Below are 13,803 nucleotides of genomic sequence, written 5' to 3' on the forward strand. Positions count from 1 at the left end.
TGTCATAGGGTGCGCCGGAATGACGATCAAGCCGTATGGACAAAGTGAATTGGAGACCCCGATGAATGATGAAAATGACTGGTATGGACCTGAGTCTGCGACATTCGGGGACCGTTTGGCAGGCGCGCGCGAAGCGGCCGGAATGACCCAGGCAGAGCTGGCGCGCCGCCTTGGCGTCAAGAAGACGACGATTGTCGATTGGGAAAACGATCTGTCCGAGCCGCGTGCGAACCGGTTGTCGATGATGGCGGGGCTGGTCAATGTCTCGATCATGTGGCTGCTGACCGGTGAGGGCGAAGGCATGGATGCCCCGGTGGAAGAGGGCGAAGGTGGAATGGAACTGTCGACCGCGGTGGCCGAATTGCGCGCCATCCGAGGAGAGATGCGGGTTTGCGCTGAACGTGCGGCGCGACTGGAAAAGAAAATGCGTCTGATGCTGGAGCAGAAAAATTGAGTGAACCCCGGGACGTACGCATCAAGCGAATGAAAATGCGATCCATGCGGCGCGGGATCAAAGAGATGGACATCATCCTTTCCGCTTATGCCGATCGCAACCTGGCCGATATGGATGCCGCCGGGCTGGATGTCTTTGACGCGCTGCTGCACGAAAACGATCAGGACCTGTATCAATGGGTCACAGGTCAGGTGCAGCCGCCGGCGCAGTTTGCCAGTTTGATTTCAAACATCGCGCAGACCTTTCAGAAATAAGACAATACCGGCTTAACCGATTTTTCGGACTTTCAGGTCATCGTGTCTCAAACAGCACGACTGAATCGGAGGGTCGGATGAGTATCGAAATGCAGGTCTCCGGGCTGGGAGCCAAGGGGTTCATGACCAGCTATCTTGAGGCGCTGGCCCTGGTGGAGCGGCTGCACCGGTTGCTGCTGGACGTCATCAAGGATGAATTCGAGCGCGTCGGCGTGCTGGAAATCAACGCGGTTCAGGCGTTGCTGCTGTTCAATATCGGCGATCACGAAGTGACGGCGGGTGAGCTGAAAAGCCGCGGCTACTATCAGGGCAGCAATGTCAGCTACAACCTCAAGAAGCTGGTTGAGATGGGGTATATGCACCACCAGAGATGCGAGATTGACCGCCGCTCTGTCCGCGTGCGTCTGACTCCACGAGGCAGGGAAATCCGCAATATCGTGTCCGACCTGTTTGCGCGTCACGCCGAAGGATTGCAAAGCAGAGGCGTGTTGGAGTTGGAAGGTATCGAAGACATCACCACGTCGCTGCGCCGGGTGGAGCGATATTGGACCGACCAGATCCGATACATCTACTGACCGCAGCTGTGCGTCGCGCAGAACCAAATCCGTCCTGCACTGATGCACAGGCCTGGCGGCCTTGTTCAAATGCGGGTCCAGAGAGCAGGCCCGCAAAAGCAGCACTCAGGCGCGGATTTATTGCGGGTCTTCATCAAGCGCACCAATCTGCAAACCGCTCAATTCCCGTTTCAGCTTTTTCCGCATGGCCCGTTCGAAATCTTCGAACCCCTGAGCGACCTCCAAAAAGGCACCGGGACCATGCAGGACGTTGTTTTCAAAAAACGGGATCAGAAAAAGTTCGCCTTCAAAATCCGCCGCGTTGATTACGAGGCCATTGACCACCACATTCTGAAAAGCGAAGTGCCGATAGGCTATCCGTGGTCCGTAGCCATCATTGTTGGAACCATCTCCGGACAGGTCAATGGTTTGAAACAAGCAGTCGGGTGCCTGGTTCATCAAGGTTGACCCGTAAGCCAGGGCATAGCCCATGGCGGTCGCTGATCCGGTATCTGATCTCACAGAGGCACTTATCTGACCGGACGCGAAAAGCAGGTCGGCAATATCTTCTATCAGCAACCAATTCAAAATGACGTGCTGGGTGGAACGACCGCTCCATTCGTAAACAGCCAGAGCAACCGGCATAGGAGAGGAGAAAAAAGCCTCCTGCACTTCGGGTGCGATCAGCGCAGCCGCCAAACCCTGCCGTTGCAGCACGTCCTCGGCCTCATCGACCGACACTGAAATGTCCATGGCCAATGCAAGGGCCAAACGACACGTTTCGGCCTTGATCGGGCTGGCCAGCGCGGCCAGCCCAAGCGTTATGACCCACCGGATCACCAGTGGCCAACGCTTTCCATGCTGGCCCAGGGTTCCTTCGGCTCCAGAGCATCGCCGTTTTGCAAAAGCTCGATCGAGATATTGTCGGGTGAGCGTACAAATGCCATGCGACCGTCACGCGGAGGGCGATTGATCGTGACGCCATTGTCCTGAAGGTGCTGGCAAACCTCGTAGATGTTGTCGACGCCGTATGCGAGGTGACCGAAATGGCGGCTGTCGCTGGGAAGGCCGTCATCACCGTCCCAGTTGTAGGTCAGCTCGATCGGCGCATCCTCCTGCCCCGGAGGGGCCATGAAAATCAGTGAAAACCGCCCGGCGTCGCTGTCATAGCGGCGTGTTTCCTTCAGTCCCAGAAGCTTGTAAAACGCCATGGATTTTTCCAGATCCTTCACGCGGACCATGGTGTGAAGATATGTCAGCGCCATTTTGGCCATCCTTTTCGACTCAGTTTGCATTGAGCTTAGCGCGCCGACCTAATGTGTCGAGACCGCCGGGTCTGGCGAATTGAAATTTGCGTGGGTTGCGGCATATATCGCGGTTTCGATGTTGCGGCTGGCGAGATATAGTAGGGGGCGACTCATTGCCAGAAAGGAAAACCTGATGCCGCTGTCCGCTGACCAACAGGCCGAGATCGAAGCGCAACGTGCGCAATCGCATCCCACTCGTCGCGTCGTTTCAGCGGGAATGGAAGATCACCTGTACACCGCGCATCAGGTTCTGGATCACGGCTTTGTCCGCGTGATTGATTACATGGGCGATGATGCGGCCATCTGTCAGGCCGCGCGTGTGTCCTACGGCAAAGGAACCAAATCGGTTCAGAATGACGAAGGTCTGATCCGGTACCTGATGCGGCACTGGCATTCGACCCCTTTCGAAATGTGCGAGGTCAAACTGCATGTAAAGCTGCCGGTCTTCGTGGCGCGGCAGTGGATTCGGCACCGTACGGCCAATGTGAATGAATACTCGGCGCGATATTCGATTCTGGATCGTGAATTCTATATTCCCGCACCCGAACATGTGGCCGCCCAATCAGAGGTGAACAATCAAGGCCGTGGCTCTGCTCTGGAAGGTGAAGAGGCCGCGCGTGTTCTGGACATCCTCAAGGCTGACAGCGCCCGGTGCTATGACAATTACGAGTCGATGATCAGCCAGGACGGGCAACAGGGGCTGGCACGAGAATTGGCCCGGATGAACCTGCCCGCAAACATCTATACGCAGTGGTATTGGAAGGTCGACCTGCACAACCTGTTCCATTTTCTGCGGCTGCGCGCTGACCCTCATGCTCAATATGAGATCCGCGTCTACGCTGATACGATGTGCAAGATCGTTGCCGACTGGGTGCCCTTTGCCTATAAAGCCTTCGAGGACTACCGTCTTGGGGCCGTCAACCTGTCGGCTCAGATGGTTGAAAGCCTGCGCCGCATGCTGGCGGGTGAGGACGTCACGCAGGAAAGCTCGGGCATGACGGCTCGGGAGTGGCGTGAGTTCGAAGAGATCATTCGCAAATAGAATTCGAATTACCGGGCGTCTATTTTTTTCGGATTGTCATGCCAAGCGATCCATCGCCTAAGCAGAGTGTGGGCTTTTGCGACGCATGCACGATGACCTGAAACCGGAACGAAGGGCGTCGCAACGTGCCAGCGTCGCCCCGAGCGCACAATGAAAGCCTGGGAAATCCGGTTTGCGGGCGGGGCTGGGATCTGGTTGCGGGAAACCGGGGTATCCGACACCACTGCAACGGATATACACCATTGACGCCGCGCAAATGAACAATCCGCGCGCGGGTAATGGAACAGGCCCGGTAGGGGGTGGTTGACGGCCGGAAATTGGCCGCCAACCTTAATGGATTCATCCCGCAATCAGCGGGGATGTCGTTACAACGGCTTCAATTCCGCAGCCATTTGTCGGCCGTCGCGCCCGTCCTGCAACTCGTACGAGACTTTCTGATTGTCTGCGAGTCCGGTGAGGCCGGACCGTTCTACGGCCGAGATATGTACAAACACATCTTTGCCCCCTTCATCAGGGGCAATAAAACCATAACCTTTAGTGGTATTGAACCATTTCACGGTGCCGGTTGGCATGTCCCGTGTCTCCTTCTACTTGCGCATTGTCCCACAAATTGGTGGGGGCTGTGGTCAGCGTCGCCACAAAAAAAGACTGTTTGGCACTTTCTGAACAGTCCGTTTCGTGTGTTTCGCCTTTTTCAACATTGCACGGTGAAGTAAAAAATCAAGAATAACCGCCGGAAACTGGCAAGTTTGCCTAAAATGCAATCAAATGCAGGAGCAGTAAAAACATGCGCCTTTATGGATTGAAAACCTGTGACACCTGTCGCAAAGCATTGAAAACGTTACCAGATGCAGAATTTGTGGATGTCCGCAGTGATGGCGTGCCGGATGCTGTGCTGTCGCAGGCTCTTGCTGGCTTCGGCGAGGCTTTGCTCAACACCAGGTCAACGACATGGCGCGGATTGGATGACAACCAGCGCGCGAAAGCACCTTTAGAGCTTTTGAAACAGCATCCCACCCTGATGAAGCGCCCGTTGATCGAGAAAGACGGAGAGCTGTTTCTTGGCTGGACCGCGGAAACTCGCACGCAGCTTGGTATTTCTTAAGGAATGCTTATGTGCCTGCAAGCAAAAGTGAGGACGTTCAATGCGTAATGCCGCCATGATCTTGGGCGTGATTGCCGGGCTGATCGGGATGATCGTCGGGTTTTTCGGGTATGCAAAGGTGGTCGTCATCGATCACGTCGGCGAGATAGACGGCGTTCTGAGGCAGGTAGACAACCCTGATCTGATTCAGGCTGTGTCGATCATCGCGCCTTTGTTGGCCATTGCCGGGGGCGCGATGGCGCCCGCGCGCGCTCTTGTTGCGGGGATCCTGCTGCTGATTTCGGCGGGGGCGATGTATTATGCATTTGGATTCGGTGTGTTCACCATGTTCCCGATCGCGTTTGCCGGGGTTGCCGGGGTGCTTGGGCTGGCAGCAGGTAAACCGGACCAGCCCAAAGCGCATTTCTAGGTCACTTCAGGCGCAGGATCCGATCAAGTGAGATGGGCCCCGCGCCGTTGATCACGATCACCAGCATCAGGAACGTCCACATCGTGCGCTGATCCATAATGGATGGCGCCGCGTCGAACAGGCTGCCCAGTTTCACGCCATGGCCGGTGACATCGACCAGGGTCTGCACCCAGATGAAACCGATCATACCCAAGGCCGCCAGGCGGGTGAACAGACCGACCAGCAGCAGCGCGGGAAGGACGAATTCTGCAACCGTGCCAAAGAAAATGACGACCCGTTGAAAGAGCGTCATTTGGGATACGTCGTAAAGGACGGCTTCGGCTGCTTTGGGGAAAATCTGACCGAAGGCACCGGCCGAAGGTGAAAAGATCGAGCCGTCGATCTTCAGCATCGCCGAGTTCCAGTAATAGACCAGAAGAACTGCGACAAAGACCAGTCGCGCCAGCGTGGGTGTAAGCCAGTTGGACGCCAGGTCCACTTTTCCCAGAACGTTGTTGTGAAGTGAGATCAGGGCAGTCATGTCTCCAGCCTTTCGATAGTCACAGAAGTTATTGCACCGCCCTGCAAAAGCAGTGCCAGAGTGGTTCCAAGGTCAAATTCAGGTTGCGCCGCAGCGGTTTTTTCAAACGCTTCGCCGATCATGTCGCCGCCTTGCATATGGGCGATCCAATCGGCGCCGCCGGCTGGCAGCAACTGGGCAACCGGGTCGAATTCCGGGCGTGTGATCAAAACATCCTCAGCTCGCGCATCTGGTTTCGGCGCGTTGGTTTCGGTGTTGAAACGCCAGATCGCGTGAATGGGCCAGTCCGAGCGTACCACCCGCATGGCCGGGGCAAAACGCAGCCGGGCTCGCATGACCTGTTCGGGGTCTACGGCCAGCGCGTCTGCCGGGGCGGGTTGGCTGTCGGCGGCGTGGTACGACTTGCGCAACGCAAGTTCCAGCCGCGCCACATCCGGCAGGTAACCAAGATGGGAAAGCTGCTGCATTTCGGCCAGAAATTCGGGAAAGGCTTCACCGTAGAACATCATCAGCGGTGATGATGGTGGGTGCTGGCGCAGAAATATCCCGGCCAGCCCGTCCATGTTCTGTGGCCCCAGCAACTTGGTGATGACTGGGAACGCCTGATGCATCGCTTCGGTCAAGGACACGGCGACATTGTTGCGATAGACGCTGAACCGACGACCGGCTGGCTGCGCCTGAGCGTCCAGCAAACCTTCGGGGACAGGGGCTGACGCATCCATCATGGCCGCGCGAAATACGGATTGCGAAACGCTCATGCCGGGATCCGTTCCAGGGCGGTCTGCGCGCGAACGGCTTCTTCCCGCAAAATGGACCAGTCCGGTACGTCGGTATCCCACTCGATCAGGACGGGTTTCGGCCCCGTACGTTCCAGCACGTAATCCAACAGCGCCCAGACCGAATCGACGACTTCACGCCCGTGGCTGTCGATCAGCAGCGGGTGGCCGTGATCGTCTTCATCCTCGTCATGGCCTCCAAGGTGAATTTCTCCAACTTTTTCAAGTGGATAGGCATCGATGTAACCCTGAGGAGAGAAATCCAGATTGGTGGCAGAGACAAAGACGTTATTGACATCCAGCAACAAGCCACTTCCGGTGCGACGTGCAATTTCGCGCAGAAAGTCCGGCTCGGACCAGGTGCTTTCTTCAAAAGCCAAATAGCTTGAGGGATTTTCCAACAGCATCTGCCGTCCGACGGTGTCCTGAACCTGATCGATATGATCGCAAACGCGCGCCAGTGTTGCGTCGGTATAGGGCAAGGGCAGCAGGTCGTTGTAGAAATGGGTGTCATGTGTGGACCAGGCCAGGTGCTCGGAAAAGCTGGCGGGATTCAGCCAGCCCACCAGATGTTTCAGCCGGGCCAGGTGATCAGGGTCCAGCGCGCCTTCGCCGCCGATGGACAGGCCAACGCCATGGACCGAGATCGGAAATTGTTCGGAAAGGTGGCGCAGCTGCGCCAGAGGCCGCCCGCCGTCGCCCATGTAGTTCTCGGCATGGATTTCCAACCATGCGACGGGCTGTGCGTGTTCAAGTATCTGAGCGAAGTGTTGCGGCTTGTAACCAACGCCCGGCGCTGCGGGCAGACGGTTCGACCGGTGGGCATCATCCAGCATGGGTCAGTTCCTTGATCACGAAAGGGAAGGGGCGGGCGATGGTGCCCGCCCCTGAATTCGTCAGGCCGTTCTTATGCGGGCAGATCGCGATCCAGAGCTTCCAGCGAGCCTTTGCGCGGGCTGCCGTCTGCCTGCGCGGGCAGTTCGATATCCGCGCAGGTGCCTGCGTCAACCAGGGTCCATGCATTGCCCTGATAATCAACGGTCGAGGTGCCCGCGCAGGTGGTGCCGGGGCCCGCGGCGCAGTCGTTCTGACCGGCCAGCGATACGCCATAGCATTTTTCCTTTGCCTGAGCGGATGCAGTGGTTGCGGCGCCCGATACGGCGGCTGCGACTGCGGTTGCGATAACCAGGGACTTGGCTGTGTTCGACATCTCGGTAATCCTCTTGATGACTGGGTATGTCTGCTTGTGACAATGACAAAGGTAGTAGCTTGGTAGACAGAGTTGAATTCACGAGCCCGTGTCTCACAAGCACGTCAAAGGGCGGCGTGCCCTCTTGCAGCGTAAAGCATTGTTTTTGATGAAGAAAGAGTGAATTGTTTCAATCTGGCCCCAATTCGGGGGCCAGATTCCCAGCAATATGCTGCCGATTGTTACAGCAAATCCGGTGGGGTGGCTGCCTGCGACAGCTCGTTTGTTACAACGTCAAGCGGTTGAACCTGCGTCTGTTTTTCACCCAGACGTCGGACGCTGACGGTGCGCTCTTCAACCTCGCGGTGGCCGACGGCCAGAATGACCGGCACCTTGCCGACCGAATGCTCGCGGACCTTGTAGTTGATCTTCTCGTTGCGGATATCCGCCTCGGCGCGGACACCCGCAGCTTTGAGCGTTTCAACCACTTCCAGAACATACTCATCCGCTTCGGAGGTGATCGAGGCCACGACGACCTGACGCGGGGCCAGCCAGAACGGCAGTTTGCCCGCGTGTTCTTCGATCAGGATACCGATGAACCGTTCGAAGGATCCCAGCGTCGCGCGGTGCAGCATGACGGGGCGGTGTTTGCCGCCGTCGGCGCCAATATAGGTGGCGTCCAGGCGTTCAGGCAGAACGAAGTCCACCTGGAAGGTGCCGCACTGCCAGTCGCGACCGATGGCATCTGTCAGGACGAACTCCAGCTTTGGACCGTAGAAGGCGCCTTCACCCGGGTTCAGTTCGGGTTCGATCCCGGCTGCTCGGGTTGCAGAGAGCAGGGCGGATTCTGCCTTGTCCCAGACCTCATCTGAACCAGCCCGCGTTTCAGGACGGTCCGAGAATTTCACCGCAAACTTTTCGAATCCCAGATCCTTGTAGATCACGCTGAGGAAACGGATGAACTCGGCGGTTTCGGCCTCGATCTGTTCCTCGGTCGAAAAGATGTGGGCGTCGTCTTGCGTAAAACCGCGCACGCGCATGATGCCGTGCAATGCGCCCGAGGGTTCGTACCGGTTGCACGACCCGAATTCGGCCATACGCAACGGCAGATCGCGGTAGGATTTCAGGCCCTGTTTGAAGATTTCAACATGGCAGGGGCAGTTCATCGGCTTGAGCGCGTTAACGGCTTTCTCGCGGGCATGTTCTTCGTCCACTTCGACGATGAACATATTCTCCTGATACTTGTCCCAGTGGCCGGACCGTTCCCACAGCTTGCGGTCAACGACCTGCGGCGTGTTCACCTCGACATAACCGCCCTTGCGCTGCTGTCGGCGCATGTAGTCCTGCAGCAGGGTGTAGATGGTCCAGCCGTTGGGATGCCAGAAGATCTGACCGGGCGCTTCCTCCTGCATGTGGAACAGGTCCATCTCGCGGCCCAGCTTGCGGTGGTCGCGTTTGGCGGCTTCTTCCAGCATATGCAGGTAGGCTTTCAACTTTTCCTTGCCGGTAAAGGCCACGCCGTAGATGCGCTGCAACATCGCGCGATCGCTGTCGCCGCGCCAATAGGCACCCGCGATGGACATCAGCTTGAACGCATCCCCCGGAACCTGCCCGGTATGTTGCAGGTGCGGACCTCGGCAAAGATCCTGCCAATGGCCGTGCCAGTACATGCGCAGCGGCTCGTCGCCGGGAATAGCCTCGATCAGCTCGACCTTGTAGGGCTCGTTATTGGCCTTGTAGAACTCGATCGCGCGCTCGCGGTCCCAGACCTCGGTGGTGACGGGATCACGCTTGTTTATGATCTCTTTCATCTTTTTCTCGATGAGGCCGAGATCTTCGGGCGTGAACGGCTCTTCGCGGTCGAAGTCATAATACCAGCCGTTTTCGATGACGGGGCCGATGGTGACCTTGGTGGCGGGCCAGATCTCCTGAACCGCGCGCGCCATGATATGGGCCAGATCGTGGCGGATCAGCTCATTGGCCTGGGCCTCATCCTTCATAGTGTGGATGGCTATCTGTGCGTCGGATTCGATGGGCCATTGCAGGTCCCAGTGCTGGCCGTCAACGGTGGCCGAGATGGCCTTTTTGGCCAGCGAGGTTGAGATGTCGGCAGCCACCTGCGCGGGCGTGACGCCTGCGGCGAAGGTGCGTGCATTGCCATCGGGAAAGGTAAGAGAGACGGATTGAGAATCCAGGGCCATATCGGCTCTCCTCGTCGGTTTGGCGCCCACTGAACGCCCGGTTGCGGGTTATGTGTGTTCGGCCCATGTGGCAGGTGGATGGGCCTGTGTCAAGAGTGGGGCGAGGGGCCGGCCCCTCGCGCTCCCCGGAGTAATTGGAAAAAGATGAAGTGGGCGGAATTGCACTCGGGGGTGGGGCGTGCATGATGCTGGAAAAGGAAAGAGGGTTTCATGGCAGCGACGGATTTTCTGGAGACGCCGCAGGGGCGGCGATTGGCTTATCACAAGACCGAAGGGGCAGGACCGACCATCGTTTTTCTGGGCGGGCTCAAATCGGACATGGAAGGCACCAAGGCCGTGCATCTGGAAGCCTGGGCACAGGCGCGGGGGCAATCGTTCTTGCGGTTCGATTATTCCGGCCACGGCGAAAGCTCGGGCGCGTTCACCGAGGGCTGTATCGGTGACTGGCATCAGGACACATTGGCTGCGGTAAAGGCATTGACGGACGGACCTTTGATCGTGGTTGGCTCATCAATGGGAGGATGGCAGGCATTGCTGCTGGCCAAGGTCATGCCCGAGCGAATTGCGGGCATGGTCACAATCGCCGCCGCGCCGGATTTCACCGAGGACGGGTACTGGGCTTCGTTCAGCGACGAACAAAAAGCTGCGCTGGACTCTGTCGGCCATGTCGAGCTGCCGTCCGACTATATGGAACCCTATATCATCACCAAGCGCATGATCGAAGACGGACGCCAGAATTTGGTTCTGCGGGACGCTCTGGATCTGCCGTTCCCGGTTCGTTTCCTGAAAGGTACCGAAGACACGGCGGTTTCGACCGAAACAGCCGTGCGGCTGCTGGAACATGCTGCGGGTCCTGACATGCGGCTGTTGTTGGTCAAGGGGGCTGATCATCGCTTCTCGGACGAGATGTGCCTGGGTTTGATCGAGACCGCGGTTCTTGATGTGTTGGGAGAAGCCTGATGCGGCGCTTTGGTTGGTTTCTGGGGCGCGCTCTTCTGGCGCTGGTTGTTCTTGGCGGCCTGGTCTACTGGTTCGGCCCGCGCGAGGAAGTGAACCTGCACCCGACCTTTGACCCTCGGAAATTTGGTGAAGGTGTTCAGGTTTTTTTTGAAAGCACCGAGTCTGCCTATGATGACATCGTTCCGGGTGTCGAAAAGCGCGTGATCTGGCAGGACGGGTTCAAGGAACAGCGCACGCCGTATTCTGTTCTGTACATCCACGGTTTTTCAGCAAGTTCCGAGGAAATCCGCCCTGTTCCTGATCTGGTGGCTGACGCTTTGGGCGCCAATCTGGTCTACACGCGGTTGCAAGGTCACGGTCGGGATGGGCCGGCGATGGCCGAGGGTACGGCCTCGGGCTGGATGCAGGACACCGCCGAAGGGCTGGCAGCGGCGCGTGCGGTCGGGGAAAAGGTGATCGTCATTTCCACCTCGACCGGAGGAACGCTGGCGGCGGCCGCTGCGTTGGATCCCGACCTCAGCCAGGATGTGGTCGGCATGGTTTTTGTCTCGCCGAACTTTGGTGTGAATACCGTCGCGGCGTGGGTGCCTTCGTTGCCTTGGGCCAGAAGTTGGTTGCCCGTTCTCATGGGGCAAGAACGCGATGTGTCAGGGCCGGACCCCGAGAAGAACAGGTACTGGACGTCGGTCTACCCGTGGGAAGCCGTCGTGCCGATGTCCGTGCTGGTGGATACGGTCTATGCGCTGGATTTCTCTGACGCCCTAATACCCGCCTTGTTCTGGTTTTCGGATGATGATCAGGTTGTGCGGCCGGACCGGACGCACAAGGTTGCCGAGGCCTGGGGCGCTCCGGCAACAGTCAGGCTGGTGACGATGGGGCCGGGTGACGATCCGTCTTCACATGTTATCGCGGGGCGGTTGATGTCGCCGGGTCAAACCGATGCCACCGTTGCTGGTATTCTGGAGTGGCTCAAGGGCTTGGGGGTGGAATAAACCCTGATCGGAAAAAAGGATGCAAGATGCGTAAGCCGGGCAGTATGTGGAGCCTTGAGACCTTGGGTCGTGTCCGCTTGTCCCGGCACTTCTTCATGCGCGATTTTCTGTATTCGGAAATCGGCAACTTCCACCAAAAGCAGAATATTCCGGACAACCCGGATCTGGCGATCGAAACAGGCCGCGCCTTTTGCGAAACTCTTCTTGACCCTTTGGAGGAGACATTTGGCCGGGTCGCGGTCAGGTCGGGTTATCGTTCATCGTCCTTGAACCGGTTTGGCAATGAAAACAAGCTGAACTGCGCCCGAAACGATCACCCGCTGGAATGCCACATCTGGGATCGCGGGGAAGGGGATGCGCGGATCGCCGGGGCATCCATCGTCATCCCGTGGTTCGCGGATCAATATGCGCAGGGCAGGGACTGGCGGGATCTGGCGTGGTGGATGCACGATTATCTGGAGTATTCCGAAATCTGGTTCTTTCCCAAGCTCTGTGCGTTCAACCTTGTGTGGCGGCCCAGGCCGCAACGCCGGATCGACAGCTATATTGCTCCGCGTGGGTGTCTGTTGAGGCCCGGCGCTGAGCCCGGTGAAGACCTTGCGGCCCGGCAATCCCGTTACGCCGATTTCCCGGCGTTTCGGGCCATCGCCTACCCGTGAAGTTTTCCTTGCCCGGCTTTGGCAAAACTCTCATCCTGACAACAACTGGAAGGACTCGGAAAACCGAGCAGATGGAGACCCCCGCGTGAAGGAACCGCTGGTTTTGTTGCCTGGGTTGATGTGTGATGCCCGGCTGTTTCGACCTCAGATCGAGGTGTTGTCACGGTCACGGCCTGTCACTGTTGCACCTGTTTCCGGAGGCGAGCGCATTGAAGAGATCGCCTCGGGGCTGTTGGATCAGCTGCCACATCGGTTTGCATTGGCGGGCCTGAGCATGGGCGGTGTGGTGGGGTTGGAACTGACCCGGCGGGCACCGGAACGGGTGACGCGCCTGTGTCTGATGTCGACGGACGCACTGGCGGATACACCTCAAATCGCGGCCAGTCGCGAGGACCTGATCATTGGTGCCCTGGGTGGGCGGCTGGAAGAGGTCATGCGCCAACTGGTCGGCACCGATACATTGGCACCGGGGCCCAGGCGAATCCCAATTCTGAATGATCTTTTGACAATGGCGAATGATCTGGGCGCCGAGACATTCGTGCGTCAAATGCGTGCCTTGCAGCGCCGCCCAGACCAACAGGGTTCGTTGCGCCGCATCAAAGTCCCAACTTTGATCATGGGCGGTGCCCATGACACGCTTACCCCGGTCAAACGGCACTCTTTCATGTCTGACCTGATACCAGAGGCAGCGTTGGAGGTCGTCGAAAATGCCGGACATCTGCTGCCGCTTGAAGCGCCCGATGCCGTCAACAAAGCCTTGGAAACCTGGCTGAATACCCCGCAAAAGTTTGTCTAGGGGTAAAGCGCCGCCCGCGCGTCTTTCGAAATGACATTCGGTACGACCGCAGGATCGCCGGTCTCGGGGTCGAAAAACGGCGTATTCTTCCAGCGTCCTGACAGGCGCGATTGCAGGGCGCGGCGCAAAAGGCCAAACGCCGCAAACCTGACCTTTTCGTGTTTTTGTTTTCCATCGGGTCGAGGGACAAACCCACGGGTCGTCACCGGCCCCAATGCGGAAACATCACCGGTAATCCTGCCGACGATAAACCCTGCAAAGGGCAAACGTGCAGTCTGTGGCGTTGTCGCCAGCGGGGCGTTGCAGCAGCTGGCATACCATCGCAGCATACCATTTGGGCTGAGTTTCATGGCCGAAAGGAATTGGCTCCCGGCGGTGATTTCGATTTCATCCGGTGCCATCTGGAAAATGTCCACCGGGCCGGGCGCCGGGTCGGGCTGCCCGAAATACAGTTGCGCCGCACGGCAGTCATGACAAAAACACTCGACATGGGTTCCAAGCCGAACGCCCCGGTCCGAGATTTGACCCTTCAACTGGCCGCAACAGCAGGAAAAGGCGAGGCCACCATGTAATGGCCCGCCCATG

The 13,803-nt window shown here is 58.1% G+C and carries 19 protein-coding genes; 10 read left to right on the top strand and 9 right to left on the bottom strand.

All coding sequences use genetic code 11. The features are described 5' to 3' along the window. Positions 1-61 precede the first annotated feature (61 nt). The 3 genes from GS611_RS01595 (at position 62) to GS611_RS01605 (ending at position 1,283) form a co-directional block, all read left to right on the top strand. Positions 62-454: a helix-turn-helix domain-containing protein gene (locus tag GS611_RS01595; protein WP_171631257.1), complete on the top strand. Its 393-nt coding sequence runs from the start codon at positions 62-64 to the stop codon at positions 452-454. 29 nt (positions 455-483) lie between these two features. Next, on the top strand, positions 484-708 hold the full coding sequence (locus GS611_RS01600) for a succinate dehydrogenase assembly factor 2 (protein ID WP_170344713.1): 225 nt from the start codon (positions 484-486) through the stop codon (positions 706-708). 77 nt (positions 709-785) lie between these two features. Continuing rightward, the gene (locus GS611_RS01605; protein WP_171231368.1) at positions 786-1,283 is read left to right on the top strand and encodes a MarR family winged helix-turn-helix transcriptional regulator; all 498 of its coding nucleotides are present in this window, start codon (positions 786-788) and stop codon (positions 1,281-1,283) included. A gap of 117 nt (positions 1,284-1,400) precedes the next feature. On the opposite strand, the gene GS611_RS01610 is transcribed toward GS611_RS01605, so the two are convergent. Then, a complete protein-coding gene (locus GS611_RS01610) occupies positions 1,401-2,102 on the bottom strand; it encodes a DUF1194 domain-containing protein (protein ID WP_171631259.1) in 702 nt (233 codons plus the stop codon). Next, on the bottom strand, positions 2,099-2,527 hold the full coding sequence (locus tag GS611_RS01615) for a VOC family protein (protein ID WP_171631261.1): 429 nt from the start codon (positions 2,525-2,527) through the stop codon (positions 2,099-2,101). Before GS611_RS01615 ends, GS611_RS01610 begins: the two co-directional genes overlap by 4 nt. A gap of 175 nt (positions 2,528-2,702) precedes the next feature. Here GS611_RS01615 and thyX point away from each other — a divergent pair, with 175 nt between their 5' ends. Next, positions 2,703-3,611, top strand: a complete 909-nt coding sequence (thyX, locus tag GS611_RS01620; RefSeq protein WP_152458489.1) for an FAD-dependent thymidylate synthase — start codon at positions 2,703-2,705, stop codon at positions 3,609-3,611. 365 nt (positions 3,612-3,976) lie between these two features. Here thyX and GS611_RS01625 read toward each other — a convergent pair whose 3' ends face one another. Continuing rightward, positions 3,977-4,183 (bottom strand): cold-shock protein, encoded by a 207-nt coding sequence (locus tag GS611_RS01625; protein ID WP_152458488.1) that lies wholly within the window; start codon positions 4,181-4,183, stop codon positions 3,977-3,979. Between the two features lie 215 nt (positions 4,184-4,398). On the opposite strand from GS611_RS01625, the gene GS611_RS01630 reads away from it, so the two are divergent. Beyond that, positions 4,399-4,716 carry an ArsC/Spx/MgsR family protein gene (locus GS611_RS01630; protein ID WP_171631264.1) on the top strand — a complete coding sequence of 106 codons (318 nt, stop codon included), beginning with the start codon at positions 4,399-4,401 and terminating at the stop codon, positions 4,714-4,716. A gap of 40 nt (positions 4,717-4,756) precedes the next feature. Then, positions 4,757-5,125, top strand: coding sequence for a hypothetical protein (locus GS611_RS01635; RefSeq protein ID WP_171631266.1), 369 nt, complete (start codon positions 4,757-4,759; stop codon positions 5,123-5,125). 1 nt (position 5,126) lies between these two features. Here GS611_RS01635 and GS611_RS01640 read toward each other — a convergent pair whose 3' ends face one another. The 5 genes from GS611_RS01640 to thrS form a co-directional block, all read right to left on the bottom strand. Beyond that, positions 5,127-5,645, bottom strand: a complete 519-nt coding sequence (locus GS611_RS01640) for a DoxX family protein (RefSeq protein WP_171631268.1) — start codon at positions 5,643-5,645, stop codon at positions 5,127-5,129. Continuing rightward, on the bottom strand, positions 5,642-6,403 hold the full coding sequence (locus GS611_RS01645; RefSeq protein WP_171631271.1) for a DNA-binding domain-containing protein: 762 nt from the start codon (positions 6,401-6,403) through the stop codon (positions 5,642-5,644). Before GS611_RS01645 ends, GS611_RS01640 begins: the two co-directional genes overlap by 4 nt. Then, positions 6,400-7,257: a DUF692 family multinuclear iron-containing protein gene (locus GS611_RS01650; protein ID WP_171631273.1), complete on the bottom strand. Its 858-nt coding sequence runs from the start codon at positions 7,255-7,257 to the stop codon at positions 6,400-6,402. Before GS611_RS01650 ends, GS611_RS01645 begins: the two co-directional genes overlap by 4 nt. Before the next feature lie 71 nt (positions 7,258-7,328). Then, entirely contained in the window at positions 7,329-7,631 is a 303-nt protein-coding gene (locus GS611_RS01655) for a DUF2282 domain-containing protein (protein ID WP_171631275.1), read from the bottom strand. A gap of 221 nt (positions 7,632-7,852) precedes the next feature. Continuing rightward, a complete protein-coding gene (thrS, locus tag GS611_RS01660; protein ID WP_171631277.1) occupies positions 7,853-9,811 on the bottom strand; it encodes a threonine--tRNA ligase in 1,959 nt (652 codons plus the stop codon). 210 nt (positions 9,812-10,021) lie between these two features. Here thrS and GS611_RS01665 point away from each other — a divergent pair, with 210 nt between their 5' ends. From GS611_RS01665 to GS611_RS01680, 4 genes are all read left to right on the top strand, one after another. After that, on the top strand, positions 10,022-10,771 hold the full coding sequence (locus GS611_RS01665; RefSeq protein WP_171631279.1) for an alpha/beta fold hydrolase: 750 nt from the start codon (positions 10,022-10,024) through the stop codon (positions 10,769-10,771). Next, on the top strand, positions 10,771-11,763 hold the full coding sequence (locus GS611_RS01670; protein WP_171631282.1) for a carboxylesterase: 993 nt from the start codon (positions 10,771-10,773) through the stop codon (positions 11,761-11,763). The genes GS611_RS01665 and GS611_RS01670 overlap by 1 nt, the downstream gene beginning before the upstream one ends. 44 nt (positions 11,764-11,807) lie before the next feature. Further along, complete coding sequence (locus GS611_RS01675) at positions 11,808-12,422, top strand: hypothetical protein (protein WP_171633777.1); 615 nt, start codon at positions 11,808-11,810, stop codon at positions 12,420-12,422. An 85-nt stretch (positions 12,423-12,507) separates the two neighbouring features. Further along, positions 12,508-13,218, top strand: a complete 711-nt coding sequence (locus GS611_RS01680) for an alpha/beta fold hydrolase (RefSeq protein WP_171631284.1) — start codon at positions 12,508-12,510, stop codon at positions 13,216-13,218. Here GS611_RS01680 and GS611_RS01685 read toward each other — a convergent pair. Next, complete coding sequence (locus tag GS611_RS01685) at positions 13,215-13,802, bottom strand: DUF6151 family protein (RefSeq protein ID WP_171631286.1); 588 nt, start codon at positions 13,800-13,802, stop codon at positions 13,215-13,217. The two genes, GS611_RS01680 and GS611_RS01685, sit on opposite strands and share 4 nt — an antisense overlap. Between the last annotated feature and the right edge of the window lies 1 nt (position 13,803).

Source organism: Ruegeria sp. HKCCD6119 (assembly GCF_013110585.1).
In the GTDB taxonomy this organism is placed as follows: Bacteria; Pseudomonadota; Alphaproteobacteria; order Rhodobacterales; family Rhodobacteraceae; genus Ruegeria.

Coding starts and splice junctions, on each gene's coding strand:
- GS611_RS01630 (WP_171631264.1), top strand. CDS start 4,399: ATGCGCCTTTATGGATTGAAAACCTGTGACACCTGTCGCAAAGCATTG.
- GS611_RS01600 (WP_170344713.1), top strand. CDS start 484: ATGAAAATGCGATCCATGCGGCGCGGGATCAAAGAGATGGACATCATC.
- GS611_RS01605 (WP_171231368.1), top strand. CDS start 786: ATGAGTATCGAAATGCAGGTCTCCGGGCTGGGAGCCAAGGGGTTCATG.
- GS611_RS01665 (WP_171631279.1), top strand. CDS start 10,022: ATGGCAGCGACGGATTTTCTGGAGACGCCGCAGGGGCGGCGATTGGCT.
- GS611_RS01670 (WP_171631282.1), top strand. CDS start 10,771: ATGCGGCGCTTTGGTTGGTTTCTGGGGCGCGCTCTTCTGGCGCTGGTT.
- GS611_RS01625 (WP_152458488.1), bottom strand. CDS start 4,183: ATGCCAACCGGCACCGTGAAATGGTTCAATACCACTAAAGGTTATGGT.
- thrS (WP_171631277.1), bottom strand. CDS start 9,811: ATGGCCCTGGATTCTCAATCCGTCTCTCTTACCTTTCCCGATGGCAAT.
- GS611_RS01645 (WP_171631271.1), bottom strand. CDS start 6,403: ATGAGCGTTTCGCAATCCGTATTTCGCGCGGCCATGATGGATGCGTCA.
- GS611_RS01685 (WP_171631286.1), bottom strand. CDS start 13,802: ATGGGCGGGCCATTACATGGTGGCCTCGCCTTTTCCTGCTGTTGCGGC.
- GS611_RS01635 (WP_171631266.1), top strand. CDS start 4,757: ATGCGTAATGCCGCCATGATCTTGGGCGTGATTGCCGGGCTGATCGGG.
- GS611_RS01615 (WP_171631261.1), bottom strand. CDS start 2,527: ATGGCGCTGACATATCTTCACACCATGGTCCGCGTGAAGGATCTGGAA.
- GS611_RS01675 (WP_171633777.1), top strand. CDS start 11,808: ATGTGGAGCCTTGAGACCTTGGGTCGTGTCCGCTTGTCCCGGCACTTC.
- GS611_RS01640 (WP_171631268.1), bottom strand. CDS start 5,645: ATGACTGCCCTGATCTCACTTCACAACAACGTTCTGGGAAAAGTGGAC.
- thyX (WP_152458489.1), top strand. CDS start 2,703: ATGCCGCTGTCCGCTGACCAACAGGCCGAGATCGAAGCGCAACGTGCG.
- GS611_RS01595 (WP_171631257.1), top strand. CDS start 62: ATGAATGATGAAAATGACTGGTATGGACCTGAGTCTGCGACATTCGGG.
- GS611_RS01655 (WP_171631275.1), bottom strand. CDS start 7,631: ATGTCGAACACAGCCAAGTCCCTGGTTATCGCAACCGCAGTCGCAGCC.
- GS611_RS01650 (WP_171631273.1), bottom strand. CDS start 7,257: ATGCTGGATGATGCCCACCGGTCGAACCGTCTGCCCGCAGCGCCGGGC.